Source organism: Terriglobales bacterium, assembly GCA_035651655.1.
Lineage (GTDB): Bacteria > Acidobacteriota > Terriglobia > Terriglobales > Acidobacteriaceae > DASRFG01.
In genome coordinates this window covers 168,693-194,069 of the sequence record DASRFG010000001.1, presented here as the reverse complement: position 1 = coordinate 194,069, position 25,377 = coordinate 168,693, and the positions used below count along the sequence as shown (strand labels likewise).

Below are 25,377 nucleotides of genomic sequence, written 5' to 3'. Positions count from 1 at the left end.
GGCGGCTGCCCCTACGTGAAGGTTCCGCTCTACACAAAAATGGAAGGTTGAAGCCCATCGCAGCTCAACTTAAACTGGAACCATAATGCACGTGCATCTCGGACAGCGGCAGGAAGGTACGTCCCCCAATCAGGCCCATACGTCCAAGGTGCTGCGCATTTCTCTGGTCCTCACTCTCGCCTATATCGGCCTGCTTATCGTTGCCGGAATTAAGGCGCACAGTCTGGCCTTGCTTTCCGAGGCAGGGCACAACGCCTCCGACTTTCTGGCCCTGCTACTCTCTTTGGCGGCGGTGTACCTGCAGGCCCGCCCTCCCAGCGCCACCAAGACCTTTGGATACCACCGAGCCGGAGTGCTGGCCGCTTTCTTGAACGCCATCGCGTTGGTTGGAATCGCGTTTTACATTTTCTACGCCGCCTTCCACCGTCTGCATTCGGCTGCCCATGTGCACCCGCGCCTGATGATCTGGGTGGCCGCTGCGGGCGTTTTGATGAATGGTGTGATCTCGGTCCTGCTGTATCGCAGCAGCCGCGACCTCAATATCCGCAGCGCCTTTCTGCACATGTTTGGCGACACTCTGTCCACGGCGGCGGTCATTGCCGGCGCATGGGCGATCCTGCTTACCGGGCAGGTGTGGATTGATTCCGCACTTTCCTTCGGCATTGGCGCTCTGATTCTCTGGTCTTCCTTCGCCATAGTCCGTGAAACTTTGAACATCCTGCTGGAAGGTATCCCGCGCGGTATGGAACTCGAGAAAATTTCGGATGCCATTGCCAGCATCGAGGGCGTGAATGACGTGCACGATTTGCACGTGTGGAGCATCGGATCAGATACACACGCGCTCTCCTGCCATATCAGCATTGCTGATATTCCGCCTTCGGCAAGCGAGCGCATTCTGCGGGAAGTAAAGGATTCCTTGCGCCGCAACTTCCATATCGTCCACACCACGATTCAGTTTGAAAACGTAGTGTGCGAAGTTGCGCATGGATGCGTAATCACGGTCAACGAACAGGCCGAGCATACACATTAGCCAGGCGAACGCTGAATTTGCCGCCGGTAGATTTCTTCGACAGTCTCCAGAGTATCTATCGCTTCCGGAGTCTTATCATCGCGGATGCGGAAGATCCGCGGAAAGCGCAGTGCAAATCCACTCTCGTGCCGGTCAGACCGCATGATGGCGTTAAATGCAACCTCCAGCACGATCTTTGGTTCCACGTCGCGGATGAACCCGCGGTCCACAAGGGTGTGAGCGAGAAACCACTGCGTCATCTCAGCAATCTCTTTGTCCGTCAGTCCAGAATAGGCTTTCCCAATGTTCACGAGCCGGTCGCCGGAGCGTACAGCGAACGTGTAATCACTGAGCACCCCGGCACGCTTTCCGTGGCCATATTCAACCGCGGTGACAACTACGTCCAAGGTTGCGAGTTCGCGCTTAAGCTTTAGCCAGGATTGGCCGCGCCGGCCGGGAGTGTAGGGCGATTCCAAATCCTTGATCATCAATCCTTCATTGCCGCGAGCTTGGGCAGCCTCGAACAACTTATCCAGGTGCTGCGCGGAATCGGCCCGCAATACAGGCGCACGAATGACCTCCGCCTGAATGCCCGCCTCGTCTTCCACCGTGATTGCTGGTTCAAAGGTCAGCTTGCCCTGAGGGTCGGCGGTGCGCACGGTGGCCGGCCTCCGCACGCGGCCGAAAACTCCATCCAGGACCTTGGCGCGCTCGTGCAGCGGCCGATCAATCACCAGCTCCCCATCGGCGTAAAGCACATCGAAGGCTACGTAAGCCACCGGAACGCTGCGCATCAGGGTTTCGGCGACTTTCTTGCGTCCCAGGCGCTTCTGCAGCTCCGAAAATGGCAGCGCCCGTCCCGAGCTGTTCCCATTTCGCTGTGCAGAAGACTCTGCCAAGTCCGCGTCCTCGAGATCTGTGCTCCAGGCGACGATTTCACCATCCAGGATCAGCTGCCCTGAAAATCGGCCCAAGGCCTCTGTAAGTTCGGGAAATGATTCGCTGACATCGTCCAGGGTTCGCGAGAACAAGCGGACCGTACCGTCTCGGCAATGGGCTTGCGCGCGGATACCGTCGTACTTGTCTTCCACCGCGGCATGTTGAAAAAACTCGAAGGCTTCCTCTGCGGTCTCCACGGGAGTCGCCAGCATCGCGCCGATAGGATGAAAAAGCCGCATGCGTGCATCGGATAAGCGCCCTTCGATAGCCAAACGGCACGTCTCCCCAATATCGCCCAGCAACATATTTGCCCGCTGCACCTCGCGTGCTGTGGCGCCATATACTTTAGCAATCCCTTCCTCCACCAGGCTCTCCTTCATGCCGATCCGCAGGTCGCCGGTCATGATCTTGATCAGGTACTTGGCTTCGAGCGGTGTGGCTTCGGAGAGCAACTCGAGCGCGATAGCCATCTTGGCGTTTGCACCTCGCGTGCGCGCGATCTGCTCGAAAATCTCTTTTACTGCGATTACGCTGAGCGGATTGGAAGGCGCACTCTTATATCGCGCTGCCAGCAGGTCGTGGGCAGCCGCGCCCAGGTCTCCGTGTTTGCGATAGGCAGCCGCCATCGCGGCCTCCGATTTTCCCGACAGGTCCTGCACGATTCTCCAGAGCTGAGTCCCGCCCAGCTGTAGAGTAGTTTCCTGGTAGGCGGGAAACGCCCGGCCGGAGAGAAACACCGCGGAGACCGCCGCCTCCTCAGGGGTGCGTGACTTCAGGTACTCGGCAACAATGCGCGTCTTTTCCAGCTTCTTGGTAGTTGCGGCAATGGCTTCGCAAGCGGGCGCGAGCAGGTACATTCGTTAGTTTTGATGCCACGTCGGTGAGGTGGGGCTCAGCAGCGGCGATTCGTGACAATTCAGACTACCTGCGGTAACCTCTTAAAGGAACGAGCCTGGTTTAGCGTTACTCCACCTGCTTGAAGGACATCTAATCAGCATGCCCTTTTTTCGTCAGATGCTACGTTTCTTGATTGCCGTACAGCTGCTCCCTGCGCTCGAGAGCGGTGAAGAGACCCTGGTCGGCGGCCAAGCGGTTCTCGAGGGCGTTATGATGCGCTCCCCTCACGCCTGGGCCATCGCGGTCCGTAAGCCCTCGGGTGAGATTGCCTCGCACACTGAGCCGCTGGACCGCCTTTCCGAGAAGCACAAGTGGATGGGGTGGCCAATAGTTCGTGGTGTTGTGACTCTAGGTCATGCCATGACGCTGGGCTTTCGGGCCCTTAAGTTTTCCGCGAACGTCGCCTTGGATCAAGTGCCTCAACCGGAGTCAGGCAAGAAGCTCGAATTCAGCGGGTGGCTGGCGGCGATCAACATCTTCCTATCCGTCGGCTTTTTTATCTTCATGTACAAGTTCGTGCCCCTCTTGGCGGCCACTGAACTGAAGAAGGTGTCGCCTGCTTTGAGCGGGCAGATCGCATTTAACCTGGTGGATGGCGTCATTCGCATCGGGCTCTTCTTACTGTTCATCTGGTCGGTATCGCTCTGGAAGGACATTCGGCGGGTTTATGAGTATCACGGCGCCGAGCACAAGACGGTATTTGCGTTTGAGTCAAGAGATCCTCTGAGCATTGAGGCAGCACAGAAGTACTCCACCTTCCATCCGCGTTGTGGAACCAGCTTCCTCATGACGGTGATGCTGATCTCCATCGTGATTTATACGCTGGTTCCGGTGACCACATTCTGGGCGCGTTTTGCGGTTCGCATTGCGCTTTTGCCGGTCATCGCGGGAATCTCGTACGAAATCATCCGTTTCGCCGCCAAGCACCGCGGCTCGCTTTTTGCGCTGATGACCGCTCCTGGTCTGTGGCTGCAGCGTATTACTACCCAACCCCCAAGCGATGACCAGGTGGAATGCGCAATTGCAGCCCTGAACTCCGCCATGGCGCTCGAGGAACAGCGCGGCGGCGAATTAGTGATTGCCTAGCGGCCCCGCCGCGCAATTCTTTCCGAACTCTGTGCGTACCACAATCCGCTTACAATAAGCTGGAGCTTTCATTCGCTGCCCATACCATGTTCGAACGTCTTGACCAAATCGAAGCCCGTTACGAAGAGCTGGAGAAGTCGCTCGCCTCGCCTGAGGTGATCTCCGATTCCGGGCGTTATCAGAAAGCCGCGAAGGCCCATAGCGAATTGGCTAACGTGGTCAGCAAATATCGGGAATATAAAGACCTGAAACGCGGCATTGCGGAGAGCAAGGTAGTCTTGGCGGACGAGGCCGATGCCGAGATGCGGGCCTATGCCCAGGAAGAATTGGACAAGCTCCAGCAGCGGGTCGATGCCGTGGAGGAGGAACTAAAAGTCCTGTTGCTGCCCAAAGATCCCAATGACGAAAAAAATATCGTATTGGAAATCCGCGCCGGCACCGGCGGCGACGAAGCCACTCTCTTCGTGGCTGAGATGTTCCGCATGTACACCCGATACGCGGAGACGCAGCGCTGGAAAGTCGAGGTCCTTTCCACTTCGGAGTCGGGCGTTGGAGGGCTAAAAGAAGTCATTGCCATCATCGAAGGGGATCGCGTTTACTCCCGGCTCAAATATGAAAGCGGAGTGCATCGGGTGCAGCGTGTTCCTCAAACCGAGCAGCAGGGACGGGTCCACACCTCGGCGGTAACCGTGGCGGTGCTGCCGGAGGCCGAAGACGTGGACATTAAAATCGAGCCCAAAGACCTGCGCGTTGATACTTTCTGTTCCTCGGGTCCAGGTGGCCAGTCCGTAAACACGACTTATTCGGCAGTTCGGGTCACCCACCTGCCAACGAACACTGTGGTCAGCTGTCAGGACGAGAAATCGCAAATCAAGAACCGCGAGAAAGCCATGCGCGTGCTGCGTGCCCGCCTGTACGAGGTGGAAATGCAGAAACAACAGGAGGCGCTGGCCAAAGAACGCCGTGCCATGGTGGGCAGCGGGGACCGCAGCGAGAAGATCCGCACTTATAATTTCCCGCAGAACCGCGTAACCGACCACCGTATCGGGCTTACCCTGCATCAGCTCGAAAACGTCATGGACGGCAAACTCCAGCCCCTGATTGACGCCTTGATTGCGCATTACCAGACCGAAAAATTGAAGCAAGAAACCGCTGCGGTCCGTTAAACCCAAGCTTCCGGCTCGCGAATTAGAAGAAGATCGTCCCTCGGTGTTGAAATAACCTCATGCAGCTTCGGGACGCCCTGCAATCGGCTGTCAAGCGCCTGACTAACGCGCATATAGGCTCGCCCCGCCTCAACGCCGAACTCCTGCTGATGTTTGTCCTGAACTGCGATCGGGCATACCTCTACGCCCACGGCGAGCGCCCGCTTGTCGCGGGCGAATTGCTCAGCTACGACGAAGCCTTGGCGGAGCGCGCACGCGGGGTACCCGCCCAGTACATCACCGGCCATCAGGAATTCTGGGGCATGGACCTTGTGGTCACGCCGGCGGTGCTCATTCCCCGCCCAGAAACCGAGCATGTCATCGAAACCGTCTTGGAGTTGGCCAAGGCCGGAGCGCAGACGCCCAACAATCTTCGAATCATTGACGTTGGTACAGGCTCGGGGTGCATTGCGCTGGCTTTGGCCAGGGAGCTGCCCGATGCCGAGATTCACGCCACCGACATATCTGGAGCGGCGCTGGAGATTGCTCGCGCCAATGCCTCCCGCCATCAGCTTGATACGCGGATTCACTTTCACGAAATCGACCTGCTTGCGGGTTTAACGGGGCAATTCGACTTTGTGGTTTCGAATCCGCCGTATGTCGGTGAATGGGAAGCCGACACGGTGGAGGCGCAGGTCCGCAAGTTTGAGCCCAGACATGCCGTGTTTGGTGGCCAGACCGGCTTGGAGATTATTCGTGATCTGACTCCACAGGCGCATCGGGTCCTCAAACCCGGTGGGTGGTTGGTAATGGAGATCGGCCACTCCAGCTACGAGCAAGTCCGCGAGGCCCTAAAAAAATGGCAAGAGGTGCGCGCCACAAAAGACTTGCAAGGAATTCGCCGAGTCATAGCAGCACGAAGATAATCCCGATCGGCCGTATAGGGAATAGCTCTGAGATCTTGTAAAACCACCCGAGGCACCCATCCAGCGGCAGCCAGTCGCCCCCGGTCGCTCTATGGTTCTTTAGAACTAAGATTGTCCGGCAAGACAGCAGGCACAATAGTTGACTAGTACTCTGGTTTAGCGACTTTCCCTAACTCTCGCCAAGCCTCTCTTCCCTCGCATTTGCAACTACCTACAGTGAGCATTGGGCAGGATGTTGGACAACGCACCATAGGGTCAAAATCTAAGTAGTACTACGGTCTTTCGTCTAGTTCCAAATACCCAGAAACCGACATACAATCTGCTCACCTCAAGGCCGAACAATTCATTTTCACGCAAAGCGTTTCCCCCGAATAGCGACGCTTTAGGGAGGAACACGTGCGCAACACACTTGCAACGTCAGTCCTGCTCGCCTTGTTCGTTTCAAGTTCATTCGGGTTAAACCAGATAGTTCCTGTTCCGAACACAACCCTGGCAGCCCAGCTCGCCAACAACACCAGCGCAGCCAACAGCTTCGCCACACAGAGCAACGGCAATATGGGCGCGACCAATGTCAGCAAGATAGACATCAGAACGCTGCTTTACCCTGGCGCCACCACCAAGATATATGCCCATCTGATGCTATGGTTCGGGGGAACCAACCACATGAATGTCGGCTATTCCTCCACCAGCCCGGCGCAGGTGCACAAACAGATTGTGGACATGATCAGCCGCGGAATTTCAGGCGTCATGATTGATTGGTATGGTCCTGGAAACCTCGAGGACCAGGCCACCAAGCTGGTGATGGCGGAGGCTGAAAAGCATCCCGGGTTCAGCTTCGCGATCGTGATCGATAAAGGTGCGATCAAGAATGGCTGCTCAGGTTGTACGGCGCAGCAAGTGCTCGTCAACGAGCTGAACTATATTGCTCAGACCTATTTCCCATCACCGGCATACATGCGTCTCAACGGCCGGCCACTGGTCACCAACTTCGACATCGACCTTCACTACACTATTGACTGGACCGCTTTGGCGGGAATCATTCCCGGTAGCCCGGTATATATCTTCGGTAATAGCCCCGGCTTCACCCACAACATGACGAGTGGCAGCTATGGCTGGGGGCCGAGCAGCTCGAGCTATGGGCAACCCTACTTGAGCACTTTCTACACAACCGGGCAGGCCCATCCCAGCCTTCATACTTTTGGCTCGGTGTTCAAGGGCTTCAATGACACCCTGGCCTCCTGGACCAAAAACCGCATCAGCGGACAACAGTGTGGCCAAACCTGGTTGAACACTTTCGCCAAGATCAGAAGCCTGTACAACTCCACCCGCCCGCTTGACGCTGTGCAACTGGTCACCTGGAATGACTACGAGGAAGGGACCGAGATCGAGTCTGGAATAGACAACTGCCTGAGTGTTTCGGCTTCAGTGTCTGGCACAGCGCTGAATTGGACAATCTCGGGAAATGAAAACACCCTCGACCACTACAGTATTTACATTTCTCTGGATGGACAAAACCTGATGCGGCTAACCGACGTAGCCACCGGTAACCGCTCTCTTAACCTGGGTTCATATAACCTGGCAACTGGAAGTTACAAGGTGTTCGTGCAGGCGGTAGGAAAGCCGTCGTTGCGGAACCATATGTCCCGGGCAGTAACTTACGCCGCGAACGGCTCAGGCCTTGCAGTCGCGGCGGCACCCTCGAGCTTGAGTCTAACTCCAGGTCAATCCGGGAAGCTGCAGATCACGGTTTCATCATCCGACGCCGCCAGCGCGCCGGTTTCACTTTCCTGCTCTCAGCTTCCGGTGGGAACGAGCTGTGTCTTCTCGCCTGCTTCCGTGCTGCCTGGCCGCGCTGCTGGACTTACCATCACCACCTCACACACACAAGCCGCTAACTTAGCGCCAGGACTGGTATATGCACTATCAATGCCGGGATTCGGTCTCGTAGGCTTGGTGCTCACAGGAAGCCGCAAGCAGCGGATGCGGGTTTTGCTCGGTGCCTTGCTGCTGGTTTGTGTCCTGCTTTGCTCTTGTGGCGGAGTGGGGGCCAGCAACGCCAGCGCCAAATCGGGCCAGCTGCCGACTCCTGCCGGGACCTTCAGCTTCATGGTGAACGCAGTTTCGGGGTCGTCCCGAAACTCGGTTCCGGTTACATTACGAATTATCTAGTCCTGAGCCTACCCTAGAACCCCTGAACCTGAAAAAGGGAGCGCCCCCAGGGCGCTCCCCTTTTTGTCTGTTGCCGGCCTAGAACTTCACTGCCCCGGAGATCTGGTTTCGGAGGCTGGGCTTGCCCACCGCCTGCACCAAAATGCTGTGGCCAGTTCCAGGTTTGATCCCATTCCCCGCAACATCGAAGGAACGCGTACCCGCCGGAACGCTGGCTAATGCATGCATGTGCTCGCCGTTGGTCGTGCTCCAGATTTCGTAGTGATCCACTGTGCCCTCATCGCCCTGCAGGGTCCACTGAATGCTCCCGCCGGTTGCGCGCGCGCGAACGCTGACGCAATTGTCAATCCCGGATTCGATCTCGGTACCTTCCTCGTAGTCGTTCCAGGTGACCAACTGGATCCCGGCAAGTTGAGAGCTCTGAGAGTAGAACTTTCCGATCTCGTCCAAGGTTTTCAACCAGGTTTGCCCACACTTTTGATTCACAACCCGCCGCTGGCTCCAGCCGGAGATTGTGTCGTTGAATCCCTTGTAAGCGCTTCCAATTACCGTGTGGTCCGCGTGTTCCAAGCCGGCCGCATAGAATGAATCCAGGTAGTTCTGCCCCCAATCCTGAGGGTTTCCCGGGGTAATGTTTACCCATCCGAAGCCGCCGTTGGTCTGAGGGTATTGAAAGCCCACTGCGTTGCGGAAAATGAATACCTGGTCCTTTCCCACCGCGGCCCGTACCGCGTTCCAGTCCACAGGGTATATCTCCAGCCCGAAGAAGAACACCACCGGGCGTCCGCCGATGGTCATGTAAGCGTGAGAACCCTGGTACTTACGAGCGATATGCTTCACATCGGAAATCACCTGCTTGGTGATGCTGCACCCGGGTTTCTTGGCGCAAACCAGCGGCCCGCCATTTCCATCCTCCATGATCGCAAACTGGAAGTCATTGCGCTGGCTGGCATCCTCCATTACCGCGGCGGTGGCCGTCTCTTCGTGCTGATGGCTTGGGTCGGTTCCATACCAGTCCACGATGGCGCCCTGGATCCCGCGGCTTTGCATATCGTCGAGCTGCCTATGCACCTGTTTAGGGTCAGCGGAGTTGTATCCAACGTCCATGTGGCGGGAAGTTCCGAACCACACCATCAGGTGGGCGTAAATCCGGGTGCTGGCCGGGACGTTTAACTGGCTGCGGACCGATACCTTGCTCACATTCTTTGGCTCGATATTCCCGTTGCGCTGGGTCCGAAAGCTGCTGGCGGCGCTCGTATTGTTGCTGACCAGGTCGGTCAGCGAGAGACCAGTGGGAAGAGGAGCAGATGCGGCCAGAGCCCGGGGGGAACTCGAGGACGCACTGCCACCACACGCCGTCAGCGCAAGCACGCAAGAAAACAAAAACATACATAATGCTTTTTGCAATGGATTCCTCCAATCGGGATCGAGATACGCGGTGAGGAGCAGCCGTTCAGGACGGCGGCAACCGCTTTGGCTTGCTGTTGTGTTATCTGGAGGGTAACCAGCTCTGGAACGAAAAGCAGTCCGGAGAAGCCATCAAGGAAAGTTCCATTTTTTGCTTAGCCTGCCCGCGCGGCAGGCCTTAGGATGGGTATCTTTGAGGTGCAGGCAATGTGTTTCGAAGCGACGGCTGCTGCGCAATCGCAGCGGGCGGGGTTAATATGTAAATTGCTCAATCAAGGCGGACTACCGCCCAGGACCTGCATCTTACTTCAGGGTTAAGCAGATCACCAGAATGAGTGAATCTACGCAGTTCCGAACCCCCAAGCCTGCGCCGACACCTCAGGGAGAATACCTTGCTCGGGTCGAACACACCCTGAGCACCGCCACGGTTGAAGGTCTGCTGCGCAGTACCGCCCGGTTAAGTTCCAGCTTGGACACGAACCAGCTATTAGATTGGCTGCTGGACGATGCATTGACATTGCTGGGAGCAGAGTCAGGCTTTGTGGGGGTGCGCAAAGGAGCAGAGTTGGTCTCGCGCTCCTTTCGTCGCCAACAGGAAGCGTTGCCTTTCGAACGCACATTTCCTCCTGGCCACGGGCTGCCAGGATGGCTGCTGGTGAACAAACGGCCGTATGTAACCAACTCGGCAGCCGAGGATCCCCAGATAAGGCCAGAACTCAACGAGAATTTTAATGTGTGGTCAGCCATGAGTGTCCCTGTCGTTGACCGGCACGAAGAGGTGATCGCGTTTGTCCAACTCCATAACAGACTCGACGGGCGACCTTTTGATCTGGCGGACCAGCACATTCTTATGTTGTTAGCCCAGGGCGCCGCGCTGGCGATTGAGAATGCTTTGACGTACAGGTCAAAGTTGCAACTTGCGGCCATCGTGGACTCCTCCGACGACGCCATTGTCGGAAAGGATTTGCGCGGTATCATCACCAGTTGGAACGCGGCTGCATCGCGTTTGTTCGGTTATGCCCCCGAGGAAATCATCGGTAAGTCCGTTCTGGAGTTGATCCCCCCCGAATTGCACGGCGAGGAGCCCGAGATCCTGCGCAAGCTGGCAGGGGGTTCGAAGATCGACCATTACGAAACGAGACGAGTAAGGAAGAATGGCGAGACCATATACGTCTCGCTGACCATCTCTCCTATCAAGGATACAACGGGCAAGGTAATTGGGGCCTCGAAGATAGCACGCGACATCGGTGAGCGCCGCCAAGCCGATGAGGTTCGATCCAGGCTGGCGGCGATTGTTCAGTCGGCCAGCGATGCCATTATCGGAACGGACCTGAATGGAGTTATCAACAGCTGGAATGAGGCAGCAACCCGCCTCTTCGGGTATAACCCGGAAGAAATTATCGGGAAATCCATTCTCACCCTGATCCCTCCCGAGCTGCATTCAGAAGAATACGAGATCCTGGCCAGGCTGCGGGCAGGAGAACCGATCAAGCATTACGAAACTGAGCGCCTGAAGAAAAATGGCGAACGGGTGCAGGTTTCGCTCACCATCTCACCCGTCCGGGACGCAAATGACCGGGTGATTGGGTCCTCTAAGATCGCTCGTGATATTTCCGACCGCAAGCGGGCCGAAGCCGCGCTGATTCAGTCAGAGAAACTGGCTGCCATTGGGCGCATGTCAGCCGCGATCGCGCACGAAGTAAATAATCCCTTGGAAGCGATCACTAACCTCGGCTATCTCTTGAGTACTCACCCCTCCCTGGATGCGGAGGCTCAGCGTTACGCCAATATGCTGCTGGACGAAGTGTCGCGCGCCAGCCAGATTTCCCGCCAGGTGCTGTCTTTCTATAAGGACACGGCCAATCCGGTGAATGTTGAAATCCCTGAGGTCCTCGATAGCGTGCTGGAATTGTGTACGCCTGCGATTCGCAAAAAAGCCATCCGTATTGAGAGGGAATACCGCGGCCCTGCCAGCGCCTGGGGGCATGCGGCCGAATTTCGGCAGGTATTCGCCAATCTGTTGCTTAATGCCATTGATGCCTTGCGGGTGCGCGGCCAAATCAAAATCCGAGTGGGGCCGCGGCTGGGTAGAGACGGTCAATCTCCGGAGGTGGTGCGCATCACAATAGCAGATAACGGTACAGGTATTCCTCCGGAAGCAATGCGAAAGATATTTGAGCCGTTCTTCACTAGCAAGCAGGGCAAGGGCAGCGGCCTTGGTTTGTGGGTATCTCAAGGGATAATTCGCAAGCACGGGGGCTCGATCCGCGTCCGCAGCTCCACCAACTCCGATCGAAGCGGCACCGTATTCCGGATCCTTTTGCCAATGCGCGCCGCGGCTGTGTAGCCGGTTCCTGACAGAAAAATTGGCCCCGCATCCCGAAACTCTACGCTCCGGGACGCGAGGCCGGCTGAGCTGCCTAACAGTTCAGAACGCCAAGCGCATTCCAAATTCAAGCACGCGCGGAGCGCCCAGAGCGAACACTCCCGTCCCCGGACCAATGCGGTTAAAGCGGGTGGCCCCTGTTATCCCGTTGACCGAGGTCGGTGCGCCGTCCAGCACGCCATTGATTCTCTGGTTAGGAGGATCGAAATTGGCGAAGTTCAGCGCGTTGAACATGGCCACGCTGGGTTCCAATGTCAGCCGCTCGTGCCAGCGGTAAGCCCAACTGATTTTGGCATCCAGCGTTTTCAGGGGAGAGAGTCCTACGTTGCCGCTGGGCGCCAACTTGATGGGCTGAACGTCGCCGCCCAGGGCGACCAACTGTTGCGCGGTGATTACGCCGGCGTTTACCAGGGCCTGGCCCGCCGGCGTAAGTGTTCCCGCAACACTGTTGTTGAAGCCGGTGATTTTGTTGTTGAGCGACCCGGCCGAGACGTCCCTTCCAAAGGCCCCAATATTGGTCCCCGGCAGAATGTCACCCGCCGTGCCATCTCCGGTGAGGTCATTCTTGAAAATGTCTGCCGTGCCAGTGGTCGGAAGGGTAAGGTTTTGCGGCAGAGCGCTGTTGAAGTGTGCGGTGGTGCTCGCCCTGAATCCCAGCGGCAGGTCAATAACGCCGCCGAAGGACAATTGGTGAGGGCGATCCAGGCTGCCTGGACCAAAGTAGCGTAGCGGATTGTTGTTGTCGAAAGCGCCGCCACTAAAGTCTATGTCGTTAGAGGCTGCGCCAACTGCTGCAAACCGAGAGTACGCGTACGAGACGATCAGGTTCGCATGGCGGATTCCCGGCAAGGGACGGTTGATGTCCTGGCGGAACGATGCTTGCAGGGCGTTGTATACCGAGCGTCCGCTGGGGAAGTTAGTAAGCCCCTGGCCGACGTTGGGATTCACCCCCTGGAATGCCGCGGCCGCGCACGGAGTGCCGCCGCAGAGCGAACCGCCGGAGTCAAGACCATTACCGGCATAATCATCAATGGTGGCGCCATTGGTAATGGCGCAGTTTATTCCTGGCAGCCCCGCTCCACAACCAAATTGAGTATTCGTCGCCGTAATGGCGGCATTGGCGTTGGCTACGTTCAGGAAACGTGCATCGCCGACGTGGTTCACATCCCAGAAGAGCAGACTGTGAGTTACGACGTTGCGTACAAAGTCCACGCTCAACACCGTGCCTTGCCGCAGTTCACGTTGCACGCCGATGTTCATCTGTACCGACCGTGGTGTTTTATAGTTGGGCGCAAAGAAAGTCACGCCGTTGATGTTGGGTGAAAAAGCAAGCGTATTGCCGATGAAGCTGAGGTTCTCCTGTGGTCCGGCCGCAGCCACCGCCTGCTGATACTGTTGCTGTGCCGCGCCGATTTCGTTCGCAACTTGGCCGATCGGCTTGCCGCAAAAATCAGGTGTGAGGCTCTTGCCACCCGGCAGCGGTACGGGGAGGTTGGTGCCACCAAAGCAGGCTACCCCGGTGCTGAAAAACAGTCCTTTCTGAAGTCGTCCAGGACGGTCAAACAGGACGTTGTTGAAGATGTCGTTTTCATAGAACAACCCGATGCCCGCGCGGATCGAAGTCTTGCCGTTCTTCCACGGGTCCCAGGCTATCCCCAATTGCGGAGCAAAGTTGAGGTTCGGCTGGTTGACGCGATTTCCCAACCCAGGGGCGAATTGGTTGAGAACCGGAATCGGCGGAAGGTCTGCATCCGAACGCCCGGTATCGCGAACGTACCTTAACCCAGCATTCACCGTGAGGTTGGGTTTCACCTTCCAGGTGTCTCCTACATACCAGGAGAATCGCGTGTCAAAGAGCCCACCAGCAGGCCGGCCAAACGACGGAATCTCAGTGCTGAAGCCCTGACCGTTGCCCATCAGCACAAACTGTGCAGGATAGTTCAACGGATTAGTATCACCCCCAGCGCAGCCATTGAATGGCATACAAATCGCTGGATTGTAGTCGGTGGCCTGGGAATTTACGGCTGGCGCGATTCCGAAGAACGAAAAGAAAGCATTGCCCAGAATTTTGTTTACGCCGACGCCGTATCGGAAGATATGCGAACGGAAGGTCTTGCTGCCGTCATACTTCAACTGTTTGTCACTCTGGAACGTCTGCTGCGGCGCCAGGATGTTGGGCCCTGAGCAAAACGCTTCCTGGCCGCGAGTACAAGTAAAATCCGGGAAGGTCGGGCCGATAGTGAGTGTAATCGCAGGAGCTGGATTGAAGATGCTCGAGCCGCCTACTGCATCGGCAATGGCATTACGGAACTTCGTGTATCCCGCGCGAATGCTGTGCGTATACGAGCCGGTGCTGAAGTCGAAGCCGGCAGCGTGCACGGGCGCGTGGTCCACGTTCGCGAACGGCGAGAAGGTATTGGGAACGAAGCCCGCAACGTTGCGGTTCTGGTCGTAGGAAAAACGGTAGAACAGGTGATAATTGTTGGGACGCACCTGCCAATCCAGCTTGGCGATCCCCATGGATTCACGAAATGGCGAGGCGAAGCTGCCGCTGGGGAACGATCCTCCGGAAAGGGCCCGGCCGGAGAGAACGCGCACGTTAACGTCCTGCTTGGTACGCTCCGCGTCAACATAGTAGAAGAGCTTGTTCTTGATGAAAGCTCCCCCGAAACTACCTCCATATTGATGACGTTGGAAGGGTTCGCCGCCGGTCACCTGGTTGGCCGCCGCTGCGGCGTCGCGGAACAGGTAAAACCCGCCGCCGTGGATAGTGTTGCTGCCCGACTTGGTGGTCACATTGATCGCTCCCGATGAGGTGAGCTCGGTAGAAAGATCAAGCGACGACTGGCTGATTCCAAACTCCTGAATCGCGCTGGCGGGAATGTTTTGCGTGGTGGTGCCCACGTTTTCATCGCTGATGTCAATGCCATCCACCTCGATGCGCGAGGTGCGGCCTTCACGTCCCCCAAAAGAAACCGCGGAGTAACCGTTCTTCGTGGGATCGAAGTTTCCTCCATCCTGGATCTGCACACCCGGCTCGAGCTGTGCCAGATCAATGAAGTTGCGGCCATTGATAGGAAGTTGGTCAATCTGCTGTGCGTTAAGCACACCCTGCAACGTCGCCTGCTCGGTGTTCACCTGCACCGCGGACCCCTCAACCGTTACCTCTTGTGCAGCTTGGCCGACCTGCAGCCTGGCGTTTCCGGCGGTCACCACTCCGACCTGCACCGTGAGTTTAAGCAGTTGTGTGCTGAATCCTTCTTTCTCGATTTTCACTGAGTACTCGCCAGGAATTAGTGCGCCGGAGGAGTACGATCCGGTACCTGTTCCGGTAAGCTGGACAGTCTGGCCAGTGGCATTGTTGTTGATAGTTATCTTGGCGCCAGGGACGACGGCGCCCGACGAATCGGTGATCGTTCCCTGGATGCTGCCCGTCTGAATCGTGGCCTGAGCGGCTGCCGGTTCGCCAAAGATGGCAATAACCACCAACAGCAGAATAAAGGTCGCAATCAGTTTCAATAACAAATTTGTGTTTTTCATCCCGTTCCCTCTGGGCCGCCGATTTACGTGGGAAGGCCTGCCTTGATGTAGGCAGTTACCCTGCCGCGTTCTCGGGTCTCTGTGTCTAGGTGGGACGCGCCCACGTGGCGGAGTTCTCGAAAGTTAGGAATTGATTGTGAGTCGTTGCAGGGAGGGGATGGAGGAATGCGAGTTGCGTCTAAGAAAGCGGCGTACAAGTACAGTTTCTTGTATTTTCGCAGGGACCAGATACCAGTAAAAATAGTGTTGTGATCGATTACCCAGACGCTAAATCCAACCGACTTATCTTCTGGTGAGCACAGACAAATAGGCCTGCCAGGGACCAACTTCTTCGTTGAAACGTTTGGCCAATACGCGGCTGATTTGGTTGATATGAGTCATGTCGTGCACCACCCAGGTAGAAATCAGTTGACCCAAAGTCACGGGCCCAAGTTCAGGGTGCATTCCTCGTAATTTGAGATCGGCTGAGGTAAGTTTCAGGCGCGTTAAAACCGCCAAATTCTTTCGCCGCAATTTTGCGAATTCCCGCAGAAGCTGTTTCATACTCTTTCCCTGACTTGCCTTGAATTGTGCGCTGCGGTCAAAGGGTGTAAAAGGCCGGCTCTCTCCGGACTTTAAGATGATCTGCAGGCGCGGGATCCAGTCAGTGAGTTCTCCGTGGATAAGGTGCCCGATCACATCGTATGCGCTCCACGTGGACTCGCCTTCGTTACAGTGCAGCCAAACGTCTGGAAGCCCGCTGAGCATGGCGGTGAGCGCTTTCGGTGTCCTCTTAAGGACTTCCACCGATTCGGAGATTATTTCCGGCTGCATGGGTTTCACCTCTTCTGGAGCGATCGGTGCCATCTAGATTGCAATTCTGGATCAGAAGAAGCAGAAAAAGTAATAGCGAAACTGCGGACAATAACAGTTAGTACGGTGAGAAGCTCAACGTCTTATCGGAAGTTTCTACCCACACCCGCGCGTACTCGGTGCGGCCATTCACTTCCACGATCGCTACTACCCCGCTTCCGCCCCTGGGGTGGAGCATGGCAAGGATTTTATGATTGTGAACCAGTCCCCATTCTCCGCCCGGCCCCCAATCGGTGTGGAATTCATTGTAGGGATAGCGTGCGTAACGTTCTGGGTGTTGCTCCCAGTTGGGGTCGTGCATCCAGATGCCGTACGCGGTTTTGTAGTCCTGTTTCTCCAAGGCGGTGAAGAAACGGTCCACGATGCGCTTTTCCGGATAATAGCGATTCAGGTAAATCAAGGCCCCTAATACGAGGGCAACGGTAATGATGATCGCGATTTTGATCTTACGGCGGCGTTCCTTCACCGGATCGTAAACCGGGGCGTCTAGCAGGCTCATGTCTTACCAGAATAACGGATTGGGCAGCCTTAGTGGGAGTTGAGACCGAATTGCGGCCGCCGCTCGGTACCGACGATCACATGCCATCGTAGTTTGGGCCGCCGCCGCCCTCGGGTGGGACCCAGGTGATGATCTCGTAAGGATCCATGATGTCGCAGGTCTTGCAATGCACACAATTCGAAGGGTTCAAGCTAATGCGTTTACCACAAGAGACGGCAGGATCTTCCACCATCTCGTACACGTTTGCCGGACAGAAGTGTTGGCAAGGATTGCCATACTCCTGCACGCATCGCGCGTTGCAGATGTCAGTGTCGTGGATGACCAGATGGGCGGGCTGGTCTTCTTCGTGTTTGGTGCCGGAGTGATATAGGTCGGTCAGTTTGTCGAAAGTAAGCTTGCCGTCACCTTTGGCATTCCCTAACAAATGCGCCTCGCCGCCGCCGTCCGGCGGGAGTTCCGACAACTTCTTGAGCCGCCGATGACCGGCGTGGGCTGCATAACGCGCGTGCAGGCCGCGTCCGCCGGTGACCTGCTGGAGGGCAGCGTGAAACATGCCGTGCCAGAAACCGTGCTCGAATCCTTGATGAAAATTGCGGACCTTCCAAAGTTCGTCTTTGATCCAGCTGCTGTCGACGGCACGGCCATAACCTGCGAGTGTAGTCGCTGAAAAATCGTTCTTTAGCATCCCCGCAAAAGCCGTTTCGGCGGCGAGCATGCCGCTCTTAATAGCGAGGTGAATACCCTTGAGCCGTTGCGAATTGAGGAACCCAGCAGAGTCGCCGAGGATCATCCAGCCATTGCCGCTCACGGGCGGAACCGACCACCAGCCGCCGTAGGGCAGCGACTTCGCGCCGTACCGGACCATCTTGCCGCCTTCGAGAAGGCCCTTCACAAATGGATGTCGCTTAAACTCCTGCAGTACGCGTTGGGGGTCGAGGCGGGGATCGGGATAATCGAGTCCGGTCACGAATCCAAGCGAGACGATGTTGTCTTTCCCGCCGTAGATCCAAGCCCCGCCGTATTCTTTGGAAGTTAGCGGCCAGCCCATGGTGTAGATCACCTGGCCAGGCGCAACCCGGCCCGCCGGTATTTCCCAGAGTTCTTTAATTCCTTGGCCGTAAGTCTGGGGATTGCGATCACGATCGAGTTGGAACCGCCCGATGAGCTGCTTAGTCAACGAACCGCGGCTTCCTTCCGCCAGGATGACGACCTTGGCACGCAAATCATACCCGGGCTCAAAGTTTCCTTTCGGTTGGTTGTCCTTGTCCACGCCTTTGTCATCGGTGCGGACCCCGAGCACGCGGTCGCCTTCAACTAGCAACTCCGACCCGGCAAAGCCGGTGAAGATGGTGATGCCGGCCTCCTCGACCTTTCCACCCAGCCATTTCACAAAGCGGTTCAGCGAGATGACATAGTTGCCGTGGTCGCGCAAGGGCGGGGGCGTAACCGGAAACTTGAATTTGGAGTGGCGGCTGAGGAAGTAGACCGCTTCCTGGCTGACTTCCGCGTCGAGAGGCGCTTCTTTCTCGAATCCGGGTAGCAGTTCGCGCATGGAGCGCGGATCGAGGAGCGCGCCGGACAGACAGTGCTGCCCGATTTCGCGCGCTTTCTCCAGGACGTAAATATTCTCTTTGCTCAGTGGACTGTCTGGATTTTTGCCATTGTGATTATCAATCAGTTGCGAGAGACGCAACGCGCAAGCCATTCCTGCAGGGCCGCCGCCGACGATGACCACATCGGCTTCCATTTGCGGGCGAGTGACGTTGGGGAGCGGCTGCCGAAACAGGAGCACGCTCACGCACCCGCCTTCGCCTTCTTGATCGCCTCAATCAGGGGCGGAACGATGTCGAACAAATTCCCAACGGCGGCTAAATCTGCAACCTCGAAGATCGGCGCCTCAGAATCTTTGTTGATGGCGACAATGGTGCGCGATCCCTTCATGCCCACGATATGCTGGATGGCGCCACTGATACCCAGCGCTAAATAAAGTTTGGGCGCGACGGTCTGGCCAGAGGAGCCAATCTGGCGGTCCATGGGAAGCCAGCCCGCATCGCAAATGGGCCGCGAAGCGGCGATCTCGCCGCCCAGTGCCTCAGCGAGTTGCTTGGCAAGCTCGATGTTCTTCTGCTCTTTTATGCCGCGGCCGACAGCCACAATAATCTCTGCCTGGGTGAGGTCTACCGCTTGCTTCGCCTCTTTGAAGACCTCATGGGGGCGATTGCGAACAGTACCCTCGGGAATCTGGATGGTTACCGTTTCGATAGGTGCAGCGGCAGAGCCGGCCTTTACCTGGTCGCCGCGGAAGGCGCCATTCTGAAAAGTGGCGAACCATGGCGGTTCTCCGGAGAAAGAAACGTCAGCCGCAAATTTCCCCTGAAACATTTGGCGCGTAAAGAGCAGTTTTCCGCCTTCGTGTTTGTAGCCGATGCAATCGCTGATCAGCGCCCGTTTGAGAGCGGCGGCCAGTTGGGGAGCGAAATCGCGCACCTGATAGGTGTGCGGCATCAGCACCAGGCGCGGCTGGTGCGAGGCCAAAAATTGCTTCAAGGCAAAAACGTAAGCATCCGGCGTGTACGGTTCGAGAGCGGGAGACTCGATCGCATAAACTTTTGCTAGTTGTTTGGCGGCAATTTCGCTGGCCAAACCGCTCGCCCCTTTGCCGAGCACCGCCGCTTCCAGTGTCCAGCCCATGTCTGCCGCAATTCCTTGTCCGGCGGTGAGCGTCTCCCAGGAAACGCGGTTCAGTTTGCCTTCGCGTTGTTCGACAACAACCAGGATGGTGTCAGCCATTCAGATCTCTTAATAGAAAGTTACACACACTGCTTCGTAAGCTACTTACGTGTTTCGTCGCACACCGCATGCACGCCGTCCGGGCCTCACAGCACCCGGACCTGGTTGCGAAGCTTCTCAACCAGTTTCTTTGCGATTTCTGCGGGCGAGCCCTCTAGCATTTCGGTATTTTTGGTTTTTTCCGGGACATATAGTTTCTCGATTTTCAGTCCATTCGGGCCAAGCGCGCTCTGCACCTCGCCCATGCTTACTTTCCGCAACGGTTTGTTCTTGGCTTGCTTGATGCCAATCAGCGTTGCATAGCGCAACTTGTTGATACCTGATTGAATAGTGAGCACCGCCGGCAACGGCATGTCTACAAACTGGAAGAATCCGGCTTCCAGTTCGCGCTTTACTCGAATGCCGGAGTCAGATTTCTCGATTTGCATGATGATGGTCGCGTGCGGCCAACCGAGCAGTTCGGCCAATATCACTCCGGTCTGAGCGTAGCCGTAATCGTCTGACTGCAGCCCGGTAAAAATCAGGTCGAATTTCTCTTCGCGAATGGCGGCCGCTATGGCGCGAGAGGTGTTGAAGGCGTCGAGTCCAACGAAGCCCGCGTCCTCAAGGTGAATAGCCCGGTCGGCGCCTTTGGCCAGGGCCCCCCGGAGAACCTGCTGGGCGCGTGCCGGACCTGCGGTAATCACGACCACTTCGCCGCTATGCTTTTCTTTCTGGCGCAAGGCCTCTTCCAGCGCGTAAGCGTCGGGTTCGTTCACTTCGTAAGAGACGTCTTCCCGAATCCAGGCGCCGCTCTCATTGAGCTTGAGCGGCGCATCCTTTTGCGGGACCTGCTTCATGCAGACCAGAATCTTCAACCATCACCCCGTGTTACCCGGCAGCCAGTCCGGAGCGAATCACACTCTGAACTGCGTCGGCGTCGGTGGAAAACTATTCAGTATAGATTAACGATGGGGAGAACGAAAAACTGCTGCCCAACCTGCGCTCAGCGAAGCGACAGGCCAGCCTACTCCGTAAAAACTACGGATTGCACCCCAGAAATTTCGAAGCGCTTGCGGCAGCGGGGGTTGTTGCAGGCGATAACATCGTCACGGCGGAGCATGTAGGAGCGGGCCTTGGCGAAGCGGGCACGATCTCGTTCGTCAGCGCCTCTGGGGAGCTGCTTCTTCTTGTTGCGCACAAACCAGCCGAGGGCGTATTCCCCCGTCTGCTTGCAATGCGGGCAGTTCAAATTGGCTGGTTTGGTTTCCAGCCGCTCGTCGAAAAAGTCGCGCTCTTCCAATCCCATGCGGTCCGCACCGACAATCGAACACCGTAGCAGCCAGGATTATTGCATAATTGCAGCGTTAATGTAGCAGCGGGACACAGCTCACTTCGCCCTCGACATTGACTATGGCAAGGAAGCGAAAACAAAAGTTCCGGGCCGTAAAGGCCGTTAAAGCAGCGGCCCGGGAGCACGTGGGCATGCCCCCACCGACCCGGCGGGTGGAGCAGCGCATAAAGAAAAATCTGGAAAAGCATAAGCCCACGTTGGAGAAGCTGTTGGAGGATGAGTAGTCGTTTCGGTTGTCTAAAGAACTGAACCTCACCGCGAAGGGGTTTCATCGTAAGGTATGTTGTTGTTGCTCAGACCCGGCCCCACGGAGGCTTTCATCACTATGACCGACTTTGTTCCCACCCAGCGCACGCAGGTAAAGCGTCTTGCCAAACGTGGAGTGTACGACCGCAAGACGGTGTACCAGATCCTGGATGAGGGATTCATCTGCCATGTGGGATTCGTGTCAGAGGGGCACCCGGTTGTGATTCCGACGGGCTACGGCCGCTCCGCAGACACACTTTACATTCACGGCTCGGCCGCCAGCCGGATGCTACGCGGCGCCGCCAGCGGAATAGAAATCTGCATAACCGTCACTTTGGTGGACGGATTGGTACTGGCACGATCGGGTTTCCATTCATCAATGAATTACCGCTCGGTCGTAGTCTTTGGAAAAGCAACCATGCTCCAGGATCCGGCAGAGAAGGCGGAGGCGCTGCGTACTTTCTCTGAACACGTAATGCCGGGTCGCTGGGCAGAGATCCGCCCGCCCAGCCCGCAGGAACTCAGCGGAACCATCGTCCTGGCCGTTCCTCTGCAAGAGGCGTCCGCCAAAGTACGCACTGGACCACCGCTCGATGATGAAGAAGATTACGCTATGCCGGTGTGGGCGGGTGTCCTTCCCTTAAAGATGGTGCCAGGAGAGCCGATTGCTGATCCGCGGATGAATCATCCCACGGCAGTCCCGGATTACGTCCGCACTTACAGCAGAGGCAACAATGGGCGCGGCGGAAGGGTTGACGGCAGAAGGCATTAACGTGAGCGTTAGCGAGCTGCAGCTCTCGATATAGAATGCAGCTCACGAAAGCCAACTCTGCTGCAATTCTCGGCAGCAAACCTTCAGACGACTTCCGCATCTCTTAGGACAGCCCACCTTTATAGGCTGGGAAAAGACACCGTGGATTTCAGGAGGCAGTCATGAAGGCATTTCTATTTGGGTTGGGTGTGGGAGTCGGACTGGGTATTCTGTTTGCTCCCATGAGCGGGCAGGAGACCCGTGACCAGATCGCAGAGCGGGCCAGTGACCTGGCTAGTTCGGCGCGGGAAAGCGTGGAATCGGCGCGCGAGACCATTGATCAGGGCCGTGAGCGGGTGAAGCGTGGCGTCACCGCATTGCGCGATGTGGCTACCGGCGAACGGCAACGCGCCACCGGTACCGAGTCTCCCTCGGGAGTGTAACTCCCTTATAATTAACAGATTAGCAGGCCGGAGAACCCGGCCTGCGTTCCCTTGAGCAGATTTCAAGCGTGCGTCGCCCGGAAAGTCTTGAGGCATCTGCGCGCAGTCTCCAGCTCGGAAAACCTGCTGCCTTCCTGCTCGACCAGGTAATACTCAGTTCCGCCCACCGTCTCGGCTGCCTTAAAAATGTTCTTCCAGTCGGCTGCCCCTTCTCCAAACAAGACCTTGTAATCTTTGTTGGGCGACCAGTCTTTGCAATGAAGGGAGCGTATTCTTCCCGGGTTGCTGCGAATCCAGGCGACGGGATCCGATCCTGCCTTTAAACACGTGCCCACATCGAGTTGCAACGCGACTGAAGGTTTGGTCGCTTTCGCTATTAGCTCAATCGGGCGTTGGCCTTCGATGGGAGTGAACTCGGCTTCATGATTGTGATAGCCGGCCTTCAGCCCTGATGGTTCTAATTGATCGGCAGCACGGTTCAGCAGGTCGGAGATAGGGTTCCACTCAGACAAGCTGGCCTTTTTGTCAGAATAGGCAAGTACCGCGTACTTGGTCCCTAAAATCAAATTCAGGTCCCGCACTCGACTGAGGTTTTTGGGACTGAAATACTCTTCGTCATTATGGGTTGAATAACAACGCACGCCGAGGTCATCCAGTAACTTCCTGATCAGCTTGGTTCGGTCTTCGCTCCATTCGAAGTAGGGAGCGTAAAATTCCACGCATTGATATCCCATCCGCGCGACGGCGCGCAGAGTAGCCTCGGGATCACGCTTCAATTCCACGCGAACGGAATACAGTTCCAAGCCAACAGGCAGCGATGTGGCCGTGTGTTCACGAAAGGCCCAGGGAAGCATCGCTGACAGTGCAATGAACGAACGGCGTGAGAGGTGGCTTGACATGGCAGAATCCTACTCGAGAATGGCAAGATTTTCAGTCCCCGGGTTGGAACCACTCGCCTGTGCCTTCCTTGACACTCCTGCGCGCGGGCCGATATCCTTTAAGTTTGCTGCCTGGATAGTAGGCGCCTCTGAGCCGGGGCATCCCAGCGATGGCCGGGATGGCTAAGCGGTTCCCGCGGGCCTTATGGTAGTGGTTGGAGGCGTGCGGGGGTTTCGGATGTTCATCAGTCTCCACGAATTAGGGCTTCACCACCTCGACTTCCAGGAAGAGTTTCGCCCAGACACGCTCGATTTGGGCCCGGACGTGCGTCAGCGCATGCCGCTCAAGAGTTCGGGACGGGCGCAGTTGGTGGAAGAGCACCATGGCCGTCGTGGAACGCTGGAAGACATCCGAATAGCAGGCGATCTCTCCACTGGCGTGGAGTTGTTTTGCGCCCGCTGTTTGGAGCCGGTGGTGCACAATATTCAGCGGGACTTCGATCTGTTGTATCGCCCGCAGGGCGCTGACGCGGGAGTTAAAGAAGCCGCTGTGCAAAGCACGGAAGCTGAGATCAGCTATTACACTGGCGAAGGCCTGCTGTTGGAAGATGTACTGCGCGAGCAGGTACTGCTTTCCGTTCCGCTCAGGGTATTGTGCCGCGAGGACTGCCGCGGGTTATGTCGGCATTGCGGCAGGAACCTTAACGTAGAACAATGCTCCTGCGTCGAGCAGCCCGATGATCCGCGCTGGTCGGCGCTGAAAGAAATCAAAAATAAGCGGCAGCACTAATCGCAGCCCGCAATACTGAGGATTGAATGGCAAACCCAAAACGAAGACATTCCCAACGGCGCACGTCAACCCGGCGCGCGCACGATCATCTTACGGCACACTCGCTCTCTGAGTGCCCGAACTGTCACGAGAAGAAAATGCCGCACCGCGCATGCCCCAAGTGTGGTTACTATAAGGGCCGTGAAGTCCTGGAAGTCGAAGAGGCAAAATAGCTCTGATCTAGCCAGATGCCAACCGTCATAGCGGTGGACGCGATGGGTTCGGACCGTGCCCCCAAGCCTGAAGTCGAGGGCGCGATTCAGGCGGCGCGGCATCTCGGAATCCACGTTCTCCTGGTGGGACGCGAGCCGCAAGTCCGCGCGGAGCTTGACCACCACCACCTTGCCGCTGGGCTTCCCATTGACATTGTGCATGCCAGCGAAGTAATCACCATGCAGGACAAGGCTTCGCAGGCAATCCGCTCTAAGCGGGATTCCTCCATGCGAGTCGGTCTGCGTCTGGTGCGCGAAGGCCGCGCCGCTGGATTCATTACCGCCGGAAATACCGGAGCGGCGATGGCGACCGCGAAAATGGTCTTAGGCGCGCTGCCGGGAGTGGATCGTCCGGCGCTCGCCGCCGTCTTTCCGACGGCTCCCGGGACTGCCGCGATTCTGGTGGATGTTGGAGCGAACGTAGATTGCAAGCCGCAAAACCTCGAACAATTCGCCATCATGGGCGAAATCTATTCTCGGAGTATCTTCGGCAAGCGGCAACCCCGCGTGGGCTTGCTTTCCATCGGCGAGGAAGAGACCAAAGGGAACGACCTGACCCGCGAGGCCTATGAGCTGTTGAAGCATCTTCCGATTTATTTCATCGGAAACGTGGAGGGCCGGGACCTCTATAACGGCCAGGTGGACGTAATTGTCTGCGATGGGTTCGTCGGCAATGTTGCCCTAAAGATCTCTGAGGGCGTGGTCGAGTTGGTGCGGGAGGCCTTGAAGGATTCCCTTCGTTCGACAATTACCCGCCAGGTGGGTGCGCTGCTCTCCCGCAAGGCGTTTATTGATTTCAAAAAGCGCTTGGATTATTCCGAGTACGGCGGAGCTCCGCTGCTGGGGCTGAAAGGCGTTTGCATCGTAAGCCACGGTTCCTCGAATGCGAACGCGATCAAGAACGCAATCAGAGTGGCCTCCGAATTTTCTGAACGGGGCATCAACGCCAAGATTGAACACGAACTGGCAAAGGGCCACACCGTTACCCCTTTGACGCCTGAAACCACCACCGCTAAACCGGTCTAACGATCGCTGAGCCA

22 protein-coding genes are annotated in these 25,377 nt (G+C 56.9%); 12 read left to right on the top strand and 10 right to left on the bottom strand.

What is annotated here, in order from left to right; translation table 11 throughout:
• The first annotated feature begins 85 nt into the window (after positions 1 to 85).
• Positions 86 to 1,030 carry a cation diffusion facilitator family transporter gene (locus VFA76_00850; protein ID HZR30383.1) on the top strand — a complete coding sequence of 315 codons (945 nt, stop codon included), beginning with the start codon at positions 86 to 88 and terminating at the stop codon, positions 1,028 to 1,030.
• Here the strand turns inward: VFA76_00850 and VFA76_00845 are convergent.
• A complete protein-coding gene (locus VFA76_00845; protein HZR30382.1) occupies positions 1,027 to 2,805 on the bottom strand; it encodes an ATP-dependent DNA ligase in 1,779 nt (592 codons plus the stop codon). The genes VFA76_00850 and VFA76_00845 overlap by 4 nt on opposite strands.
• A 139-nt stretch (positions 2,806 to 2,944) precedes the next feature.
• On the opposite strand from VFA76_00845, the gene VFA76_00840 reads away from it, so the two are divergent.
• From VFA76_00840 to VFA76_00825, 4 genes are all read left to right on the top strand, one after another.
• Positions 2,945 to 3,931 (top strand): DUF1385 domain-containing protein, encoded by a 987-nt coding sequence (locus VFA76_00840; protein HZR30381.1) that lies wholly within the window; start codon positions 2,945 to 2,947, stop codon positions 3,929 to 3,931.
• 86 nt (positions 3,932 to 4,017) lie between these two features.
• Positions 4,018 to 5,097 (top strand): peptide chain release factor 1, encoded by a 1,080-nt coding sequence (gene prfA, locus VFA76_00835; GenBank protein HZR30380.1) that lies wholly within the window; start codon positions 4,018 to 4,020, stop codon positions 5,095 to 5,097.
• A gap of 59 nt (positions 5,098 to 5,156) precedes the next feature.
• Positions 5,157 to 6,002, top strand: coding sequence for a peptide chain release factor N(5)-glutamine methyltransferase (prmC, locus tag VFA76_00830; protein ID HZR30379.1), 846 nt, complete (start codon positions 5,157 to 5,159; stop codon positions 6,000 to 6,002).
• Positions 6,003 to 6,398: 396 nt separating this feature from the next.
• Positions 6,399 to 8,171, top strand: a complete 1,773-nt coding sequence (locus tag VFA76_00825) for a hypothetical protein (protein ID HZR30378.1) — start codon at positions 6,399 to 6,401, stop codon at positions 8,169 to 8,171.
• Between the two features lie 78 nt (positions 8,172 to 8,249).
• On the opposite strand, the gene VFA76_00820 is transcribed toward VFA76_00825, so the two are convergent.
• Positions 8,250 to 9,560, bottom strand: coding sequence for a hypothetical protein (locus VFA76_00820; protein ID HZR30377.1), 1,311 nt, complete (start codon positions 9,558 to 9,560; stop codon positions 8,250 to 8,252).
• Between the two features lie 349 nt (positions 9,561 to 9,909).
• On the opposite strand from VFA76_00820, the gene VFA76_00815 reads away from it, so the two are divergent.
• Positions 9,910 to 11,925: a PAS domain S-box protein gene (locus VFA76_00815; protein HZR30376.1), complete on the top strand. Its 2,016-nt coding sequence runs from the start codon at positions 9,910 to 9,912 to the stop codon at positions 11,923 to 11,925.
• A gap of 81 nt (positions 11,926 to 12,006) precedes the next feature.
• Here VFA76_00815 and VFA76_00810 read toward each other — a convergent pair whose 3' ends face one another.
• The 7 genes from VFA76_00810 to VFA76_00780 form a co-directional block, all read right to left on the bottom strand.
• Positions 12,007 to 15,504 (bottom strand): carboxypeptidase regulatory-like domain-containing protein, encoded by a 3,498-nt coding sequence (locus VFA76_00810; protein ID HZR30375.1) that lies wholly within the window; start codon positions 15,502 to 15,504, stop codon positions 12,007 to 12,009.
• 282 nt (positions 15,505 to 15,786) lie between these two features.
• A complete protein-coding gene (locus VFA76_00805) occupies positions 15,787 to 16,350 on the bottom strand; it encodes a DinB family protein (GenBank protein HZR30374.1) in 564 nt (187 codons plus the stop codon).
• A gap of 64 nt (positions 16,351 to 16,414) precedes the next feature.
• On the bottom strand, positions 16,415 to 16,855 hold the full coding sequence (locus VFA76_00800; protein ID HZR30373.1) for a hypothetical protein: 441 nt from the start codon (positions 16,853 to 16,855) through the stop codon (positions 16,415 to 16,417).
• A 76-nt stretch (positions 16,856 to 16,931) separates the two neighbouring features.
• A complete protein-coding gene (locus VFA76_00795) occupies positions 16,932 to 18,653 on the bottom strand; it encodes an electron transfer flavoprotein-ubiquinone oxidoreductase (protein HZR30372.1) in 1,722 nt (573 codons plus the stop codon).
• The gene (locus tag VFA76_00790; GenBank protein HZR30371.1) at positions 18,650 to 19,645 is read right to left on the bottom strand and encodes an electron transfer flavoprotein subunit alpha/FixB family protein; all 996 of its coding nucleotides are present in this window, start codon (positions 19,643 to 19,645) and stop codon (positions 18,650 to 18,652) included. Before VFA76_00790 ends, VFA76_00795 begins: the two co-directional genes overlap by 4 nt.
• An 86-nt stretch (positions 19,646 to 19,731) precedes the next feature.
• On the bottom strand, positions 19,732 to 20,484 hold the full coding sequence (locus tag VFA76_00785; GenBank protein ID HZR30370.1) for an electron transfer flavoprotein subunit beta/FixA family protein: 753 nt from the start codon (positions 20,482 to 20,484) through the stop codon (positions 19,732 to 19,734).
• 167 nt (positions 20,485 to 20,651) lie between these two features.
• A complete protein-coding gene (locus VFA76_00780) occupies positions 20,652 to 20,933 on the bottom strand; it encodes a hypothetical protein (GenBank protein ID HZR30369.1) in 282 nt (93 codons plus the stop codon).
• A 104-nt stretch (positions 20,934 to 21,037) separates the two neighbouring features.
• Between VFA76_00780 and VFA76_00775 the strand changes: the two genes are divergently transcribed.
• The 3 genes from VFA76_00775 (at position 21,038) to VFA76_00765 (ending at position 22,418) form a co-directional block, all read left to right on the top strand.
• Positions 21,038 to 21,202: a hypothetical protein gene (locus VFA76_00775; GenBank protein ID HZR30368.1), complete on the top strand. Its 165-nt coding sequence runs from the start codon at positions 21,038 to 21,040 to the stop codon at positions 21,200 to 21,202.
• Between the two features lie 101 nt (positions 21,203 to 21,303).
• The gene (locus VFA76_00770; GenBank protein ID HZR30367.1) at positions 21,304 to 21,996 is read left to right on the top strand and encodes a pyridoxamine 5'-phosphate oxidase family protein; all 693 of its coding nucleotides are present in this window, start codon (positions 21,304 to 21,306) and stop codon (positions 21,994 to 21,996) included.
• Between the two features lie 161 nt (positions 21,997 to 22,157).
• On the top strand, positions 22,158 to 22,418 hold the full coding sequence (locus VFA76_00765) for a YtxH domain-containing protein (protein ID HZR30366.1): 261 nt from the start codon (positions 22,158 to 22,160) through the stop codon (positions 22,416 to 22,418).
• A gap of 62 nt (positions 22,419 to 22,480) precedes the next feature.
• Here VFA76_00765 and VFA76_00760 read toward each other — a convergent pair whose 3' ends face one another.
• Positions 22,481 to 23,317, bottom strand: coding sequence for a sugar phosphate isomerase/epimerase (locus tag VFA76_00760; GenBank protein HZR30365.1), 837 nt, complete (start codon positions 23,315 to 23,317; stop codon positions 22,481 to 22,483).
• Between the two features lie 217 nt (positions 23,318 to 23,534).
• Here VFA76_00760 and VFA76_00755 point away from each other — a divergent pair, with 217 nt between their 5' ends.
• Genes VFA76_00755 through plsX form a run of 3 tightly spaced genes read left to right on the top strand, consistent with a single transcriptional unit; the run spans position 23,535 to position 25,363 of the window.
• A complete protein-coding gene (locus tag VFA76_00755; GenBank protein ID HZR30364.1) occupies positions 23,535 to 24,086 on the top strand; it encodes a DUF177 domain-containing protein in 552 nt (183 codons plus the stop codon).
• 26 nt (positions 24,087 to 24,112) lie between these two features.
• Positions 24,113 to 24,298 (top strand): 50S ribosomal protein L32, encoded by a 186-nt coding sequence (gene rpmF / locus VFA76_00750; protein ID HZR30363.1) that lies wholly within the window; start codon positions 24,113 to 24,115, stop codon positions 24,296 to 24,298.
• A 15-nt stretch (positions 24,299 to 24,313) separates the two neighbouring features.
• On the top strand, positions 24,314 to 25,363 hold the full coding sequence (gene plsX, locus VFA76_00745) for a phosphate acyltransferase PlsX (GenBank protein ID HZR30362.1): 1,050 nt from the start codon (positions 24,314 to 24,316) through the stop codon (positions 25,361 to 25,363).
• Positions 25,364 to 25,377: the final 14 nt, after the last annotated feature.